This window comes from Floccifex porci (genome assembly GCF_009696175.1).
GTDB classification, from domain to species: Bacteria; Bacillota_I; Bacilli_A; order Erysipelotrichales; family Erysipelotrichaceae; genus Floccifex; species Floccifex porci.
The window spans coordinates 20,403-35,574 of the sequence record NZ_VUMM01000002.1; the positions used below are offsets into that span (position 1 = coordinate 20,403).

16 protein-coding genes are annotated in these 15,172 nt (G+C 33.2%); 6 read left to right on the top strand and 10 right to left on the bottom strand.

Going from position 1 to position 15,172, the window contains the following annotated elements; translation table 11 throughout:
• Positions 1 to 92 precede the first annotated feature (92 nt).
• The 5 genes from FYJ50_RS01310 to FYJ50_RS01330 all read right to left on the bottom strand — a co-directional run bounded on the left by FYJ50_RS01310 (position 93) and on the right by FYJ50_RS01330 (position 6,595).
• Complete coding sequence (locus FYJ50_RS01310; protein WP_154459243.1) at positions 93 to 3,236, bottom strand: DEAD/DEAH box helicase; 3,144 nt, start codon at positions 3,234 to 3,236, stop codon at positions 93 to 95.
• Between the two features lie 162 nt (positions 3,237 to 3,398).
• Positions 3,399 to 3,713: a type II toxin-antitoxin system RelE/ParE family toxin gene (locus tag FYJ50_RS01315; protein WP_154459244.1), complete on the bottom strand. Its 315-nt coding sequence runs from the start codon at positions 3,711 to 3,713 to the stop codon at positions 3,399 to 3,401.
• 4 nt (positions 3,714 to 3,717) lie between these two features.
• Positions 3,718 to 3,984, bottom strand: coding sequence for a type II toxin-antitoxin system Phd/YefM family antitoxin (locus tag FYJ50_RS01320; protein WP_154459245.1), 267 nt, complete (start codon positions 3,982 to 3,984; stop codon positions 3,718 to 3,720).
• Between the two features lie 300 nt (positions 3,985 to 4,284).
• Positions 4,285 to 5,514 (bottom strand): pyridoxal phosphate-dependent aminotransferase, encoded by a 1,230-nt coding sequence (locus FYJ50_RS01325; RefSeq protein WP_154459246.1) that lies wholly within the window; start codon positions 5,512 to 5,514, stop codon positions 4,285 to 4,287.
• Between the two features lie 4 nt (positions 5,515 to 5,518).
• Positions 5,519 to 6,595 (bottom strand): chorismate mutase, encoded by a 1,077-nt coding sequence (locus FYJ50_RS01330; protein ID WP_154459247.1) that lies wholly within the window; start codon positions 6,593 to 6,595, stop codon positions 5,519 to 5,521.
• Positions 6,596 to 6,714: 119 nt separating this feature from the next.
• Between FYJ50_RS01330 and aroB the strand changes: the two genes are divergently transcribed.
• The 4 genes from aroB to FYJ50_RS01350 are packed head-to-tail and all read left to right on the top strand — an operon-like array spanning position 6,715 to position 10,888.
• Positions 6,715 to 7,740 (top strand): 3-dehydroquinate synthase, encoded by a 1,026-nt coding sequence (gene aroB / locus FYJ50_RS01335; RefSeq protein WP_154459248.1) that lies wholly within the window; start codon positions 6,715 to 6,717, stop codon positions 7,738 to 7,740.
• Entirely contained in the window at positions 7,718 to 8,809 is a 1,092-nt protein-coding gene (aroC, locus tag FYJ50_RS01340; protein WP_154459249.1) for a chorismate synthase, read from the top strand. The genes aroB and aroC overlap by 23 nt, the downstream gene beginning before the upstream one ends.
• Positions 8,806 to 10,032 (top strand): 3-phosphoshikimate 1-carboxyvinyltransferase, encoded by a 1,227-nt coding sequence (gene aroA, locus FYJ50_RS01345; RefSeq protein WP_154459250.1) that lies wholly within the window; start codon positions 8,806 to 8,808, stop codon positions 10,030 to 10,032. The genes aroC and aroA overlap by 4 nt, the downstream gene beginning before the upstream one ends.
• The gene (locus FYJ50_RS01350) at positions 10,025 to 10,888 is read left to right on the top strand and encodes a prephenate dehydrogenase (RefSeq protein WP_154459251.1); all 864 of its coding nucleotides are present in this window, start codon (positions 10,025 to 10,027) and stop codon (positions 10,886 to 10,888) included. The genes aroA and FYJ50_RS01350 overlap by 8 nt, the downstream gene beginning before the upstream one ends.
• A 16-nt stretch (positions 10,889 to 10,904) precedes the next feature.
• Here FYJ50_RS01350 and FYJ50_RS01355 read toward each other — a convergent pair whose 3' ends face one another.
• The gene (locus FYJ50_RS01355; protein ID WP_154459252.1) at positions 10,905 to 11,630 is read right to left on the bottom strand and encodes a nitroreductase family protein; all 726 of its coding nucleotides are present in this window, start codon (positions 11,628 to 11,630) and stop codon (positions 10,905 to 10,907) included.
• Between the two features lie 258 nt (positions 11,631 to 11,888).
• On the opposite strand from FYJ50_RS01355, the gene FYJ50_RS01360 reads away from it, so the two are divergent.
• On the top strand, positions 11,889 to 12,869 hold the full coding sequence (locus tag FYJ50_RS01360; protein WP_154459253.1) for a Gfo/Idh/MocA family protein: 981 nt from the start codon (positions 11,889 to 11,891) through the stop codon (positions 12,867 to 12,869).
• The gene (locus FYJ50_RS01365; RefSeq protein ID WP_154459254.1) at positions 12,859 to 13,278 is read left to right on the top strand and encodes a PPC domain-containing DNA-binding protein; all 420 of its coding nucleotides are present in this window, start codon (positions 12,859 to 12,861) and stop codon (positions 13,276 to 13,278) included. The genes FYJ50_RS01360 and FYJ50_RS01365 overlap by 11 nt, the downstream gene beginning before the upstream one ends.
• 279 nt (positions 13,279 to 13,557) lie before the next feature.
• Here the strand turns inward: FYJ50_RS01365 and FYJ50_RS01370 are convergent, their stop codons facing one another.
• From FYJ50_RS01370 to FYJ50_RS01385, 4 genes are all read right to left on the bottom strand, one after another.
• Positions 13,558 to 13,935, bottom strand: a complete 378-nt coding sequence (locus FYJ50_RS01370) for a hypothetical protein (protein WP_154459255.1) — start codon at positions 13,933 to 13,935, stop codon at positions 13,558 to 13,560.
• Positions 13,936 to 14,016: 81 nt separating this feature from the next.
• Complete coding sequence (locus FYJ50_RS10855) at positions 14,017 to 14,187, bottom strand: M56 family metallopeptidase (protein WP_420841789.1); 171 nt, start codon at positions 14,185 to 14,187, stop codon at positions 14,017 to 14,019.
• Complete coding sequence (locus FYJ50_RS01380; protein ID WP_154459256.1) at positions 14,184 to 14,678, bottom strand: hypothetical protein; 495 nt, start codon at positions 14,676 to 14,678, stop codon at positions 14,184 to 14,186. The genes FYJ50_RS10855 and FYJ50_RS01380 overlap by 4 nt, the downstream gene beginning before the upstream one ends.
• 4 nt (positions 14,679 to 14,682) lie before the next feature.
• A complete protein-coding gene (locus FYJ50_RS01385) occupies positions 14,683 to 15,051 on the bottom strand; it encodes a BlaI/MecI/CopY family transcriptional regulator (protein ID WP_154459257.1) in 369 nt (122 codons plus the stop codon).
• Positions 15,052 to 15,172 lie beyond the last annotated feature (121 nt).

Below are 15,172 nucleotides of genomic sequence, written 5' to 3' on the forward strand. Positions count from 1 at the left end.
GTCACAAACCCTTTTATTTCTATTTCAAGTATAAGAAAAAGAATTCTTTTTTTCAACTGTCTCTTTTTATAAAAATAAGTGTCTTTATTTGCCTATTTCATCGTAAACAATTCTTTTAATTCTGTTTTTGACAAAGAAGAAATCGACCCCTTTGCTCCTTCTACAAAAATATCACTCATTTCTTTTTTACTCTTCTGCATTTCAAATATCTTTTCTTCGATGCTTCCTTTGATCAGTAATTGATACACCAGTACGTTTTTAGTCTGTCCAATCCGATACGCTCGATCGGTTGCCTGATTCTGAGCCGATACATTCCACCATGGGTCAAAATGAATCACCGCCTGGGCACTGGTTAAGTTCAGTCCGGTTCCTCCCGCTTTTAAGGAAATCAGGAATACATCACTGTCATCCTCCTGAAATTCTTTTACTTCTTTTGCTCTTTTTTCTTTAGTGGTCTGTCCTGTAATTATATGATATTTGATTCCTCTTTGTTCCAGTTCAGGAATCATATAATCAAAAATAGTCGTAAAAGAAGAGAACAGTAACACTTTTTTCTGATTTTCTTTTAGTGTTTCAATCAGATCCAGACAAATATTCATCTTTGTAGTAGGATAATTAAAATTATCAAAAACCATTCGTGCATCGCAACAAATCTGTCTTAAACGTGTCATCAAAGCCAGAATCAATATCGAATCCACCTGTTCCAGTTCAAACTGTTTCTTTAATTCATCATTGGCTCTAGCCAGATTGACCAGATACAATTTCTTTTCTTCTTCATTAAAATCCAGCCACAGTTCTTTTTCAACTTTATCCGGCAAATCCTTTAATACCTGCTGTTTGGTTCTTCTTAAAATAAATGGAGAAACCAGTTTCTGCAGCTGACGCTGTTTTTCTTCATCATTTTCAATTCGAATTGGTTTTTCATACTGTTTCACAAAATGAGCCAGTGAATACAGATATCCCGGCATTAAAAAATCAAAAATTGACCACAATTCACTTAAACTGTTTTCAATTGGAGTTCCTGTTAAAGCCAGTCTATGTTCACATTTTAAAGATTTTACACTCTGTGCATTCTGTGTTTTTGGATTTTTAATATACTGAGCTTCATCCAATATCACATACTCAAATTTCTTTTTCAGATAAAATTCTATATCTCGTTTTAAATAATCATAGGTTGTGATATACAGATCGTGTTTTTCTTCGATCAGATTCTTTCTTTCCATCTGATTGCCAGTAACACATATACAATCCATTTGAATATTAAATTTATGAATTTCATTTTTCCAGTTATACATCAATGAACTCGGACAGACAATTAAGTGAGGTTTTTTAGTTTTATACCCTTCTAAATAAACCAGCACCTGTAATGTTTTTCCTAAACCCATATCATCGGCTAAGATTCCATTCAATCCAATGGTATTTAAATGAGAGATCCAATTGATTCCTTCTTTCTGATATTCTCTTAATAAAGAATTATATTTTTCATTTAATTCTATCGGTTTCAAAGAATCCAAGCGGTTCAAATACCGATCAATGGATTCGTCTTTTCGAATGTCCAGATCCACGGAATCTAAATGAAAAGACTGATAAGCCGGTTTAACAATTTCTTCTTTCTTTAAATCTTTTGTGCTTAAATCCAGTTGTGTGGCCAGATCATCCAATTCTTTGATTTCTTTGGATTCCAGATCAATAGTATCTCCATTTTTTAAACGGAAAAATTTCTTCTTTTTGCGATATGCATTTAATATCTGAATCAGTTCTTCTCTGGAAATACCATCGGTTTCAATCCGCATTTCCAGTAAATTATTCTGAATTTGTACACCTACATTTAAATTCAAAGACTTACGTTCTTTTAATCGTTTTAATTCTTCAGAAACCATTACGGTTGCCTGTTCCGTCAACAAAGGAATTCCTGTATCTAAAAACTCATCCAGTCTTTGTCCTCTGGTTTTAAAACAGGCAATATGATTTTCAACTTTACTGGCATAATTTTTAATAATGGCTTCAATGGATTGAATACAGTAACTTTGATTTTCTTCAAATAATTGTTTAGTTTCCCCATTGTTTTTATAGTTTCCCCAAACTTTAAGTTCATTATCCTGTAAATCGGAATAAATAGTAATATCCTGAATATTTTCTTCAAATATAGATGGATCAAAATTAGTATGCAGATCTATAAGAGATAAATTGGGCTGAATCATTTGAAGATAAATCTGTTTCATATTTTCTTTATTGATCATAAGATCTTCATACTTGTATAAAAAATCAATCAAAGAAATCAGTTGTCCATACTCATCCAGTTTATAACGAATCAGGGTTGTCTCTTTTATACTGTATAAATGTTTTTTTCCTTTATAGTAATTCTGTTCAAAGATAGGATTGATATCATACATTTCATCTATTTTCTGAATATCAAAACGAATTCTGATATCCTGGTCTTCAATAAGAAAATTGTAATAATCGAATGGCAATTGTTCGATCAGTGAATAAAATTCATCAAAATTAGAAGAATACAGATCTAAATATTTTTTATTGGATTCTACATCCAGTATGTTCTGATTGATAAAGTCTAAAATCATAGAACTATATTCATCTAAATTTTTACGTTTTAATACAATGGAACTGGTCTTTCCTAAATTATAGACTTTTGAATTTGAAAATCCCTGTGACAGTTCCGTAATATTCTTTACTTTATAAAGCTTTTTGGTACCTATAGAAAAATTTATATTTGGATACGGATTTTTTTCCAGAAAAACACGCATATGAATGGTTTCATCTTTAGCAGATAATAGAGATTCCATTCTTTTTTCCAGTTTCGCATGAATCATCTTTTCCAGTTCGATATTATTTGATTCATTGATCTGTCGTTTGATTTCCAGTTCTCTTTCTCTCTGTTTCATTTCCAGATAATCCTGGTAATTGATTTTATAAGGAAAAGACTCTGGATTGATTTCATTCACTGCTTCACATAAAGCAACGATATGAACACATCCTTTTTTTGTACTGCTTTTACTGCAGTCGCATTTTCCACTGTTTATGTGTCCATTCAGATCCACATTGACAAAGGTTTTTATCTTTCTATAATACTGAGCAAAGACTCCTTTAATTTTATACCCGTCCATATTTTTATATATTTCTATATCTTTCAGAATTCCCGTGTAATAAGAATCTCTTGCCTGATAAAAAACCCATGTATCTTTAACATACAATCGAAGCGATGTCATATTGATCTGCATATCAAATCCTCCATATAAAAAAACTATATCATATTTTATTTATAAATAAAAAAAAGCCTTTTTGGCTTTTTTAAGAGAAAGTGTTTATTCAGGTCATTCTTCTTTTAAGAATTCGCTGTCAGCTCCATCCTTTGATAAAATTGATTCACATGAAGGATTGATTTATCTGACAAGCCAACTATAGTCTTTACGGCAGTCAAGGATATAATCAATATAAACAGTATCATCCTGAATCTGATAAAGGATGAGATACCAGTTTGTGAAAAACATCTTACGGTATTTATTTGCTGGTATATATGCTTCTTCAAAGAAAGGAAAGCGTTGAGGCATATACGATAAAGAACGCATTGCATCCAGAAGCTCTTTCTTTTTCGTTTTGGCAGTTTCTTTGTTGACCTGTGCCATAAAACACATATGTGTTGTCAGCATTTGTTTTGCCCTTTCGGATACAATGACTTTATATTTTTTGTCCGGCATTAACTTATACCCCAGCAATTACATCATCAAGAAAAACATCGAGTTCATCAATAGTACATCCATTTCTTCCTGCTATTCTGTCTTCTTCGACAGCGAGAAGCTCTTCTCGCAATTTCAGCATTTTTTCCCTGCGGTTATACGTCTCGATATCCATAACAACCAGATCTCCTTCCCCATTTTTAGTGAGGAATACCGGTTCTGCTGTTTTGCGACACAAATCTGCAATCTCATTGTAGTTCTGGCGGATTGCTGCAGATGGCCGAATATTCATATCATCACCTCCAAAACAGCTTTAATAGTAATATTCTAACTATATTATACCTGTTTTATACAACATAATCACCATTAATATATAACTAAAATTGTACCACTTTCCAATCCTTTCTTTAGACAATTTCCAGGTATCCTCTTTTCTTTATAAATTAAAAAAGCCTTTCGGCTTTTTTAAAGAGAGAGTATATATGAAGATAATTATTATTTTATCTGTCTATACTTTATAAAATAGTTGTCTGTAGAATACCTTTCTTTTATGTGAAAAAATGTTAATTCATTTCTTCACAAGAATGATAAACTATTGAACCTGATCGTAAATGTCTTTCATACGTTTAGCCAGTCCTTTTACTTTATCTACCGATAAAGAACAAACAGCTACACGAATTCCATTATTGACTTTTACTGTATAAATATGCTGATCCATTAATGCCTGATGATATTTATCTCTTGTTTCATTATCCATTGATAAAGTCACAAAGAAACCTTCTTTATATGGATAATGTTTCAGTCCCACTTCATTCGCTTCCTGAACAAAGATATCGCTTCTTTCTTTCAATAAAGAAACATACTGATTTCTTTCTTCATTGTATTTTTCTTTATGATTTTTCATAACATCCACAAACATATTCATAGCCCCATTGTTGATGTTTGACCATGTTGCACGAGCATTCTTTTCGAATACAATTTTCACTTCCTGAACAGCCTGTTCTTTCTGTGCTAAAATAATCGCTGCTCCACAACGTAAACCATAGGATGTCATTGATTTTGATAAACTGAAGGCAATCACAACCACTACATTGTCTGAAATGGAATCAAAACAATTCATATATTCTTTTGCCTTTTCCTGCTGATAAGAGAAATCAATGTAGGCAATATCATTTAATAAGACAACGGAATGTGTTTTTGAACATTCATTTAAAAACGCAATTACTTCATTCCATTCTTCTTTTGAAAGAGAATATCCAGATGGATTATGACAAGGATCATTGATGATCACTACCAAACGATCCTGAACTTCCATTGCACTCAAACATGCTTTTTTAAAGGAGTTTAAGTTAAAATGATCTTCTTCAAACAAATCATATTTTACTGTTTTCAAATTGTTCATTTGTGCCATCAGATTATAAGAACCCCAAGCCAATGAAGGTAAAACTAAAGTCTGACCTGGATCCAGACAATAAGAAACGGTCATATCTACAGCCCCGGTTCCTCCTGGAGTGGCAATAACTTCATGATTTAAATGGCTGTTTCCATTTAATACCCAATCATAAGCCTGTTCTTTGAAATCAGGGTTTCCTGTAAAGCTGGCCGCATAGGCAGCCATTGAACGATTATCTAAATTCTTTAAAGAATCGTACACTGTATCTAAGGCAACCAGTTTTCCATCTTCTCCATATAACGATCCGATTGTCGCATTCACAACGGCATCATTTCCATATTCCGCAATCGCCTGTTTCGCTTTACTTACGATCGTAAATACGTTATCCACAATTGGCTGTTTGTTTACACTGTCTTTGACAAAACTCATCTTCCTAGTCCTCCTTTAATGTATAGTTTCCTAAAACTTTCACTCGTTCACAAATTGTTCGAATTTCTTTTAAACAATGTTGCACATTTTCATCTTCTAAATTTCCATCAAATTCAATAAAGAAGAAATATTCAAAAGGTCTTCCTTTGATTGGTCGAGACTGAATGCACTGCATATTCAGACCATGTTTTCCAATGATATCAATAATCTGAGCCAGTGATCCCGCTTTATGTTCAATCACAAGACATAGACTGAAACGATCTCCCTGATTGGACGGTTCTAAACCAATAACCATGAATCGAGTCGTATTCTGGTTATTTTCCTCAATATGAGTTGCTAATACTTTCAAACCATAGAAAGCCGCATTTTCTTTAGCCCCAATGGCTGCTTTATGAATGTCTTTCTCTAAGGCAACATATTGAGCGGCTAAAGCTGTGTTGGGATACGCAACCGTTTTTACATTTAATTCCTGTAAAAAAACTTTTGCCTGTGATAAAGCCTGATCTTTTGAATAGACCCACTCTACATCCTTTAATGTAGCTTCTGGAAGTCCCAGTAAACATTGTTCAACTTTTAAATTATAGGCGCCCAAAATATAGACAGGATAGCTGTTTAAAGCATCCAGCACTTCTCCCACCAGTCCTGAATTGGTATTCTCAAAAGGAATCACACCATATTGTGCTCTTTTTTGAACCACAGCATCAAATACATCTTCAAAAGAAGACAGCCCCATCGTATGACTTTGAGGAAAAAGTTTTTCACATGTCATATGTGCAAAAGCTCCTTTAATTCCACAATAAGCTACAATATCCTGTGACTGTAGACTCCTTTGAAAATCTTTTGAATTTTCCATAACATGTTTTAAGAAATCCACATAATACAATTCATAATCTGGATTCTTTATATATTTGCGATTTTTTTCAATGAGTTTTTCTTCTCTTTGTTTATCATAGATCGGTAAATTGTTTTCCATTTTATAGGAAATCACATGTCTTACCGCATCCATTCTCTGTTCATACAAAGAAGCCATCTGACTATCAATTGCTTCAATTTCTTTACGTGCCTTTTCCAATTCATTCATATTTATCACCTATACTTAGATATCATATCATAATTTCAATCATTTTCAGAAAAATTTTCTGAAAATTTTTCATTATATTTTCAATGTGATACAATAGTATCAAATCGAGGTAAATTTATATGAAATTAATTGTAGACTTAAAAGATCGTCAATATCCTATATGGATTGAAAGAAAAGCTTTATATCATATCGATGAAATCATAAATACGCATCGAAAAATTGCGATTATCCATGATGATGCCATTCCTTCAAAATGGATTGAAATCGTAAAAGAACAATGTGAAAACTGTGTCATCTTTTCTTTTCCTGAAGGAGAAAATTCAAAATGTTTTGAACAGTATCAATATTTACTGCAACAATGCATTGATCATCATCTTTCCAGAAAAGATGCCATCGTTGCCATTGGTGGTGGTGTGACCGGAGATTTAGCTGGTTTTGTAGCCAGTACTTATATGAGAGGAATTGATTTCTACAACATTCCAACAACCATTCTTTCTCAAGTGGATTCATCCGTTGGTGGAAAAGTCGCCATTGATATGGGTTCCTACAAAAATATAGTGGGTTCTTTTTATCAGCCAAAAGGTGTTTTAATTGATCCGGATGTACTGTCCACTTTATCCATTCGCCAACAGCACAATGGATTGGTGGAAGCTTTAAAGATGGGACTGATTCTGGATGAAAATCTTGTCTGTGAATTTGAAAAAGAACAATTGGATATAGAAGCCATTATCACTCGTTCCATTGATTTAAAGCGTCAGGTTGTACAAGAAGATGAAAAAGAAAATTCACTACGGAAAATTTTAAATTTCGGACATACGATTGGACATGCCATTGAAGGAGCCTATGGTTTAGATACTTATTATCACGGAGAATGTGTTGCGATGGGTATGTTGTTCTTTATTGAAGATAAAGAATTAAAGAATCGAGTATTAAAAATTTATGATAAACTTTCTCTTCCTGCCGTTCCGGATTATGATGTCGATACGTTAATGGAATTTATTTCTCATGATAAAAAAGGAACACAGAATGTCATTTCCGTTATATCTGTAGCTAAGGCAGGTTCTTATTCAATTGAGGAAATGAACTATGAACAGATTCGTTTAAAATTATTAAGAGGTGCTTATGAAGAATCAAATCGGAAATAATATATCGATGACTTTATTTGGAGAAAGTCATGGTCCCTGTATCGGAATCACTTTAGATGGACTTCCTGCTGGTTTTAAAATTGATGAAGAAAGAATTCGTCAGGATATGGATCAGAGAAAAGCAAAAGGGAAAATTTCAACCCAAAGACACGAAGAAGACAAGGTCGAAATCGTATCTGGTTATTTTGAAGGATATACCACCGGAAGTGCATTAACCATTCTGATTCAGAATCAGAATACCCGTTCTGCGGATTATAAAAAGACACAATATCGTCTTCGTCCTGGACATGCCGATTATACTGCTTATGAAAAATATAAAGGATTTCAGGATTATCGAGGAGGCGGTCATTTTTCCGGTCGTTTAACCGCCTGCATTGTGGCAGCTGGGAGTATCTGTCGACAGATTTTAGAAAGTAAAAACGTTTACACTGGAACGCATTTAAAACAGGTACATCACATTCTAGATGATTCCTTTGACGAAAAAAATCTGTACAATCAGATTCAGGCTGTCAATCATATGGATTTTGCGATTCTAAATCCGGAAAAGAAAGAAGAAATGATCCAATGTATTGAACAGGCAGCTTCCAATAAAGATTCCGTTGGAGGAATTTTAGAAACCGCCATTATTAATTATCCATCTGGAATCGGAGAACCTTTCTTTGATTCCATTGAAAGCATATTATCTCATTTACTGTTTTCCATTCCAGCGGTTAAAGGTGTATCGTTTGGAGAAGGATTTGGGTTTGCCTCCTTATATGGAAGCCAGGCCAACGATGCCTTTGTGTATACCGATCGCATCCAGACAAAAACCAATCACAATGCAGGAATCAATGGAGGAATATCCAATGGGATGCCAATTTTAATTCATACATGTGTAAAACCCACTCCTTCTATTTTTAAAGAGCAGGAATCCGTTGATTACCAGACCAAAGAAAATGTAAAACTGGTCATTCAGGGACGTCACGATCCATGTATTCTTCATAGAGCCCGTGTGGTTGTAGATAGTATGGTTGCTTTTGGATTGCTGGATCTATGGATGTCCGACAAAGCCAATGGAGGTTGGGTATGAAAGCAAAAATAGAACCAGGTAAGGTACAGGGAAGCATTCCTGTTCCCAGTTCAAAATCTATGGCTCATAGAGCCATCATTTGCGCTTCTTTATCAAAAGGAGTCAGTAAAGTCGGTAATATCACCTATTCGAAAGACATTGATGCCACAATTTCCTGTATGGAAGCCTTGGGAGCTCATATTGAAAAATTTGATACATATTGTATTATATCGGGTACCGATATTTTAAATCAGACAGGGGATCGATGCTTAGATTGTCATGAATCTGGCTCTACTTTACGTTTTCTGATTCCTTTAGCTTCTCAAGTTAAAGGAAAAGTAACATTTAAAGGACAAGGCCGTCTGATGTCTCGTCCTATGGAAATTTATGAGACATTGTTTAAAAATCAGAATCTGATTTACCAGCAGGAAGATACCATTCAGATTCAGGGAAATTTAAAACCAGGTTATTATTCTATAAAAGGAGATGTTTCTTCTCAATTTATTTCTGGATTGTTGTTTCTTTTACCTTTACTGAAACAAGATAGTACATTAGAAATTCTTCCTCCTTATGAATCAAAATCCTATGTGGATCTGACACTTTCCATGTTGAAACAATTTCAGATTCAAATTGATACCATCGATGAAACACATTATTTTATTAAAGGAAATCAAGTCTATCAGGCAAAAGATGTCTTAGTTGAAGGAGACTATTCTCAGATGGCATTTTTTGCGGTATTGTCTCATTTAAATCATCCAGTTACTTGTCTAAATATGGATCCAGAATCTTTACAGGGAGACAAAGCCATTCTTTCCATTTTAAAAGACTATGAAAAGAAAAAAGATGTAACCATTGATTTATCCAACTGTCCGGATTTAGGACCTGTATTATGTGTATTAGCCGCTTATCATCCTTATAAAACGACGATACTTCATGCCCAGAGACTTCGCATGAAAGAAAGCGATCGAATAGAAGCTATGGAAACCGAATTAAGAAAATGGAACGTCAATATAGAATCCACTTATGATACGATTACCATTCATGGAAAAAATGAATATAAAATGGATGAAATGGTCTATATTCACGGTCACAATGACCATCGTATCGTGATGGCCATGTGTATATTTGGATTATGTGCTAAAAGTGAATCCATTATTGAAGATGCTCAGGCTATCACCAAGTCTTATCCCGGTTTCTTTAAAGACATTTTAAATATTAATGGAAAGGTGACACTTTATGATTAATAAAGAAACAAAATTTCTGATCGTTGGATTGGGTTTGCTGGGTGGTTCTTATGCGATGGGATTAAAACAGGAAGGCTATACTGTTTATGGTTTAGCCAGAAGACAGGAAACCATCGACTATGCTTTAGAACACAATATCATCGATCAGGGACAGATTGAAGTGGATGATTTTGTATCCAAAGCGGATGTCATTCTTTTTGGGTTGTATCCAACCGCTATGGTCAAATGGATCCAGAAATATAAACATCTGATCAAAAACCATACTTTGATCAGTGATGTCAGTGGAGTTAAAACCAATATAGTGGACGTCATTCAGGAAGAATTAAACGATAGAGATATCGAATTTATATCCTGTCACCCTATGGCAGGAAAAGAAACCAGTGGCATTGAATATGCGAATACAGAAATGTTCAAAAAAGCCAATTTCATCATTACTCCCACTGAAAAAAATACCGAAAAAGCCATTGAATTCTGTCACGATATGGCTTATACCTTACATTTTAATCACATTGCGATTTTAACCATTGAACAGCACGATCGCATGATAGCCTTTTTATCTCAATTGTGTCATGTCATAGCTGTTTCATTAATGAACACCCATGACAATTCACATTTAGTGGAATATACAGGAGACAGTTTCAGAGACTTAACAAGAATTGCTCAAATCAATGAAAATATGTGGAGCGAACTGTTCTTACTCAATAAAGACATTTTATTGGATGAAATCAATCAGTTTATCGATTCCATTTCTCATTTTAGAGATGCTTTGCAGAGCGAAGATGAAGATGAAATGAAACGATTGTTTATTCAGTCCACACAAAGAAGAAAAGCTTTTAATAAAAAAGACAGTAAATAAGGTATCACACGATACCTTATTTATATTGTTTTAAATATTCATTTACGGAACGAGTCATTTCCTTTGAAAAATCACTGTTGTATTTTCTTTTACAGAAAGCCTGCATCCAGGCATTATAATCTCCAGATCGACAATTCTTTTTAAACATTTCAAATAAATTGTTTTCATTCCATTCAGGATATGTATTCTCATGTACCAGATATTTCAGATCCACACGTTCTGGCTTTTTTCGATTGATTTGAGAAAGAACCGGATATCCAAAGACCAGCATACAGGCAGGAAACACATACTCTGGCAAATGCAGCAATTCTCTTTGTGTTTCAATATTTTCCATGATATCACCAATATAACACGATCCAATACCATAACTGTGAGCCGCTACCACAGCGTTTTGTGCAGCAATACAGGCATCATTGACAGCCAGCATTAAATCACCAGTCCCCGGTTTTCTTGGCTTACAATCGGAATACTTAAACGTATCGTACCATTTTTTACAATCTGCACAAAAAATCAGTACTAGTTTTCCCTGTTCAATAAAAGGCTGATGATCACACGATTCACTTAACTGATGAAGCAGATCTTTATCTGTAATTCTTAAAATTGTATACAATTGCTGGTTTCCAGCCGTTGGTGCCAAAGAAGAACTTAGTAATATTTCCCTTACAATTTCTTCTTCAATTTCCTTTTCTTCAAATACTCTTACACTTTTTCTCTCAAATAATTGTTGTATGACTTCATTCATAAAATCACCCTTTTTTATCATAAACGAATTGATATAAAAATGAAATACGTTAAAATTGAAATGAAAAACAATTATCCAATCATCTAGGTATTCCTTTACAAGAAGATATTACCCTTCTATCCACTTTAAAAGTTTTGAAGTCAACAAAAAAACTGGCTGCAATCGAAAAAAAGAGACCATTATTATGAGAACAGCATTACGTGAACACATTTTACAAGTTAAAGATGCATTGGATATTGAAACGATAAGGAGGAACACATGAAAACATTTAACTGGGCTACATTAGGATGTGGAGTCATTGCCAACCAGCTGGCGCAGGCTTTACAGGCACAAGGAAGAAACTTATATAGCGTAGCCAATCGTACACATGAAAAGGCCATTGAATTTGCGAAAAAATATAATATTGAAAAAGTTTATGATTCCATTGATGAAGTGTTTGAAGATGAAAAGGTTGACATCATTTACATTTCAACTCCACATAATACTCATATTCAATATTTAAGAAAAGCATTAAAAGCAAAGAAACATGTACTATGTGAAAAATCCATTACTTTAAATGACAAAGAATTGGAAGAAGCCATTCAGCTGGCAAAAGAAAACGATGTGATTCTAGCGGAAGCTATGACGATCTATCATATGCCTATCTATAGAGAATTAAAGAATAAAGCTTGTCAATTAGGAGATCTGAAAATGATTCAGACCAATTTTGGAAGCTATAAAGAATACAACATGAACAATCGTTTCTTTAATCCAAATTTAGCGGGTGGAGCCTTACTGGATATCGGTGTCTATTCTTTATCTTTGATGCGTTATTTTATGTCTTCCTGTCCAGATCAAATACTGTCACAAGTAAAAATGGCTCCCAGTGGTGTAGATGAACAAGTGGGAATCCTCTTAACAAATCCAGATGGCCAAATGGCGACCATCACACTGACTCTACATGCCAAACAACCAAAAAGAGCTATGTTAGCCTATGATAAAGGATATATTGAAATTTATGAATATCCTAGAGGACAAAAGGCAACGATTACGTATACCGAAGATAATCATCAGGAAATCATAGAATGTGGTTCTACCGATAAGGCCTTACAGTATGAAGTATTGGATATGGAAGATGCGATTTTAAATGGAAAGGAATCTATGCATCTGGATTATAGTAAAGATGTTATGAAAATTATGAGTGATCTTCGCAGATCTTGGAATTTTAAGTATCCGGAGGAGAAAGAAAATGGAATATAAACGATTTGAAAATACAATAATTGCTCGTATTGATAAAAATGAAGAAATATTAGAACAGGTTAAAACCATTGCACTTAAAGAAAATATAAAATTAGCTTCCATTCAGGCATTGGGAGCCATCAATGATTTTACAGTGGGTGTATTCAAAGTGGATGAAAAGAAATATTATGCCAATTCATTTCAGGGAAATTATGAAATCGTATCTTTAACAGGAACCATTAATACAATGAATGATGAATATTACTGTCATCTTCATTTAAGTGCCGGAAACGAATCTGGACAGGTATTTGGAGGACATCTGAATAAAGCCGTCGTATCAGCAACCTGTGAAATGGTGATTCAAATCATTAACGGTAAAGTAGATCGTGTTTTTAATGAAGAAGTTGGATTGAATGTATTTAAATTTTAAAATGGATAGAAATACTACCTGTAAATAAATGGTACTAAACTCAATTAGTACCATTTTTTGTATATTAAAAAAAAGAATAAATCACTAAACTGGAATCCAGTCGGTAACCTAAGTTCCACAAATGTTTATATAGTCTCCCATTCATTATTTATATATTCATTCCAAAATATCCCCTCTTGGTACAACGGCATCTGTTTTAATTAGACTGAGCAAAAGTAGTAATAGTAACAGTTAAAATTAGTGTAAAACAAAACATACATATATAGTATTTTTCTCATTTTATTCCTCTGTTTCATTAATAATAGGCAAATCCGAATATAACTCATTATTAATATCGTCTATTTTCTTAAACTTTCCATTCACAAAAAGACTGTATGTGCCATCTTTATGTTTTAAAATAAAGCTTTCTTGTACAGAATCTGCAGGCTTTGTTGTATAATCATCAACCGGAGGAGGGTTGTAAGCCTCAAAAACAATACTATTCGTAGTAAAAGGAAGCAATAAAACCAAAAAAAGTAGAAGCCTATTTGAATTTTTTCTGTAATTTGAATTTAGTAAATAGTTAATACGATAAGATAAGACATTTTCATCATCTCCAATTAAAAAACTAGAGGAGATGGGTAATATATGAACAACCGTATGACTATTTTCAATCATAATTTTTTTAAGCTTAATCAGTACATCTGCATAATGGATCAACTGTTTCTTTGAATACTTCTTCGTAACCTGCTGATCAACTCACATTTCCAAAGCAAGTTGAATTTTTTTAGAAAACCAGTATACCGGTGGAAACCACCAATAAATAATCTTAATGAGATTGACAATCTGTTTTATCAGGTTGTCATGATTTTTAATATGCTGCAGCTCATGTTTTATAATATCTTGAATTTCAGAATCATTAAGTTCTATTTTTGGAAGAAAATCACTTTTTTAAAACCAATGACCATGAAAGATTCAATATCTTCCGCAAACCATACAGAATAATTAAATTTAGGAGGGATCTCAATATAATCGGAAACACATTTATGTACACTACTATCCTTCAGAATACTGAATATTAAATTGCATTTTCTAATATTCTGAATATATTGAATGAGTTGAACAAGTATTCCAATCCCCCAGATTAAACATAATAAATTCAAGACGGAAAAAGAAGCAGATAATTTGAAATTTAAAAAATCTCGTATATAATTCATTACCCACGGAAAAGGAACTGTAATGGTAAATGCATATTCAAAAGGCAAAAGTAAACGAACAATAATGACAATAGCCAAGAGAATCATGACATCCATTCTTAAAAACCGAATTAAGTTTTTCTGTGCAATGAATAATTCAAATAATAGGATCAAAGCCGTACTCATGACTAAAGTAATAAATATTGATGAAACTGAAAACAACATGAGTTTACTCCTCTAATTCTTTGCACTTTTTTTCAATTAAAACCTGTAACTGTTTCAATTCATTTAAGTTTTTATTGCGATCAATCAAAGAAGATGTAAGATCAAAAGTACTATTATTCCCCAATAAAAATTGTAGATAATCAGCCTGTTTAACCACAGGTGAATAAAACCTTGTAAGTACAGTATTTGAGTATCCAATATCTTCTACCTTAATAAATTGCATCTTTAGTAAAGCTTTCAACACTTGTTGGACTGTATTCATGTTTAAAGACTCATTTTCATTACAAATCTGATTAGCTGATAATGGTAAATCCGAACCCCAAAGTACAGACATCACTTCATTCTGTCGTTTTGTGAGAAGTTTTATTTTCATAATTAAGCTCTCCCTTCTTTATTAGATTGTGACCAAAACAGTAAAAAATTACAATATTAATAATTTTAGATAATTAATATTGTATTTTTTTTACAATATCAATTAAAATATAATTAAAGAT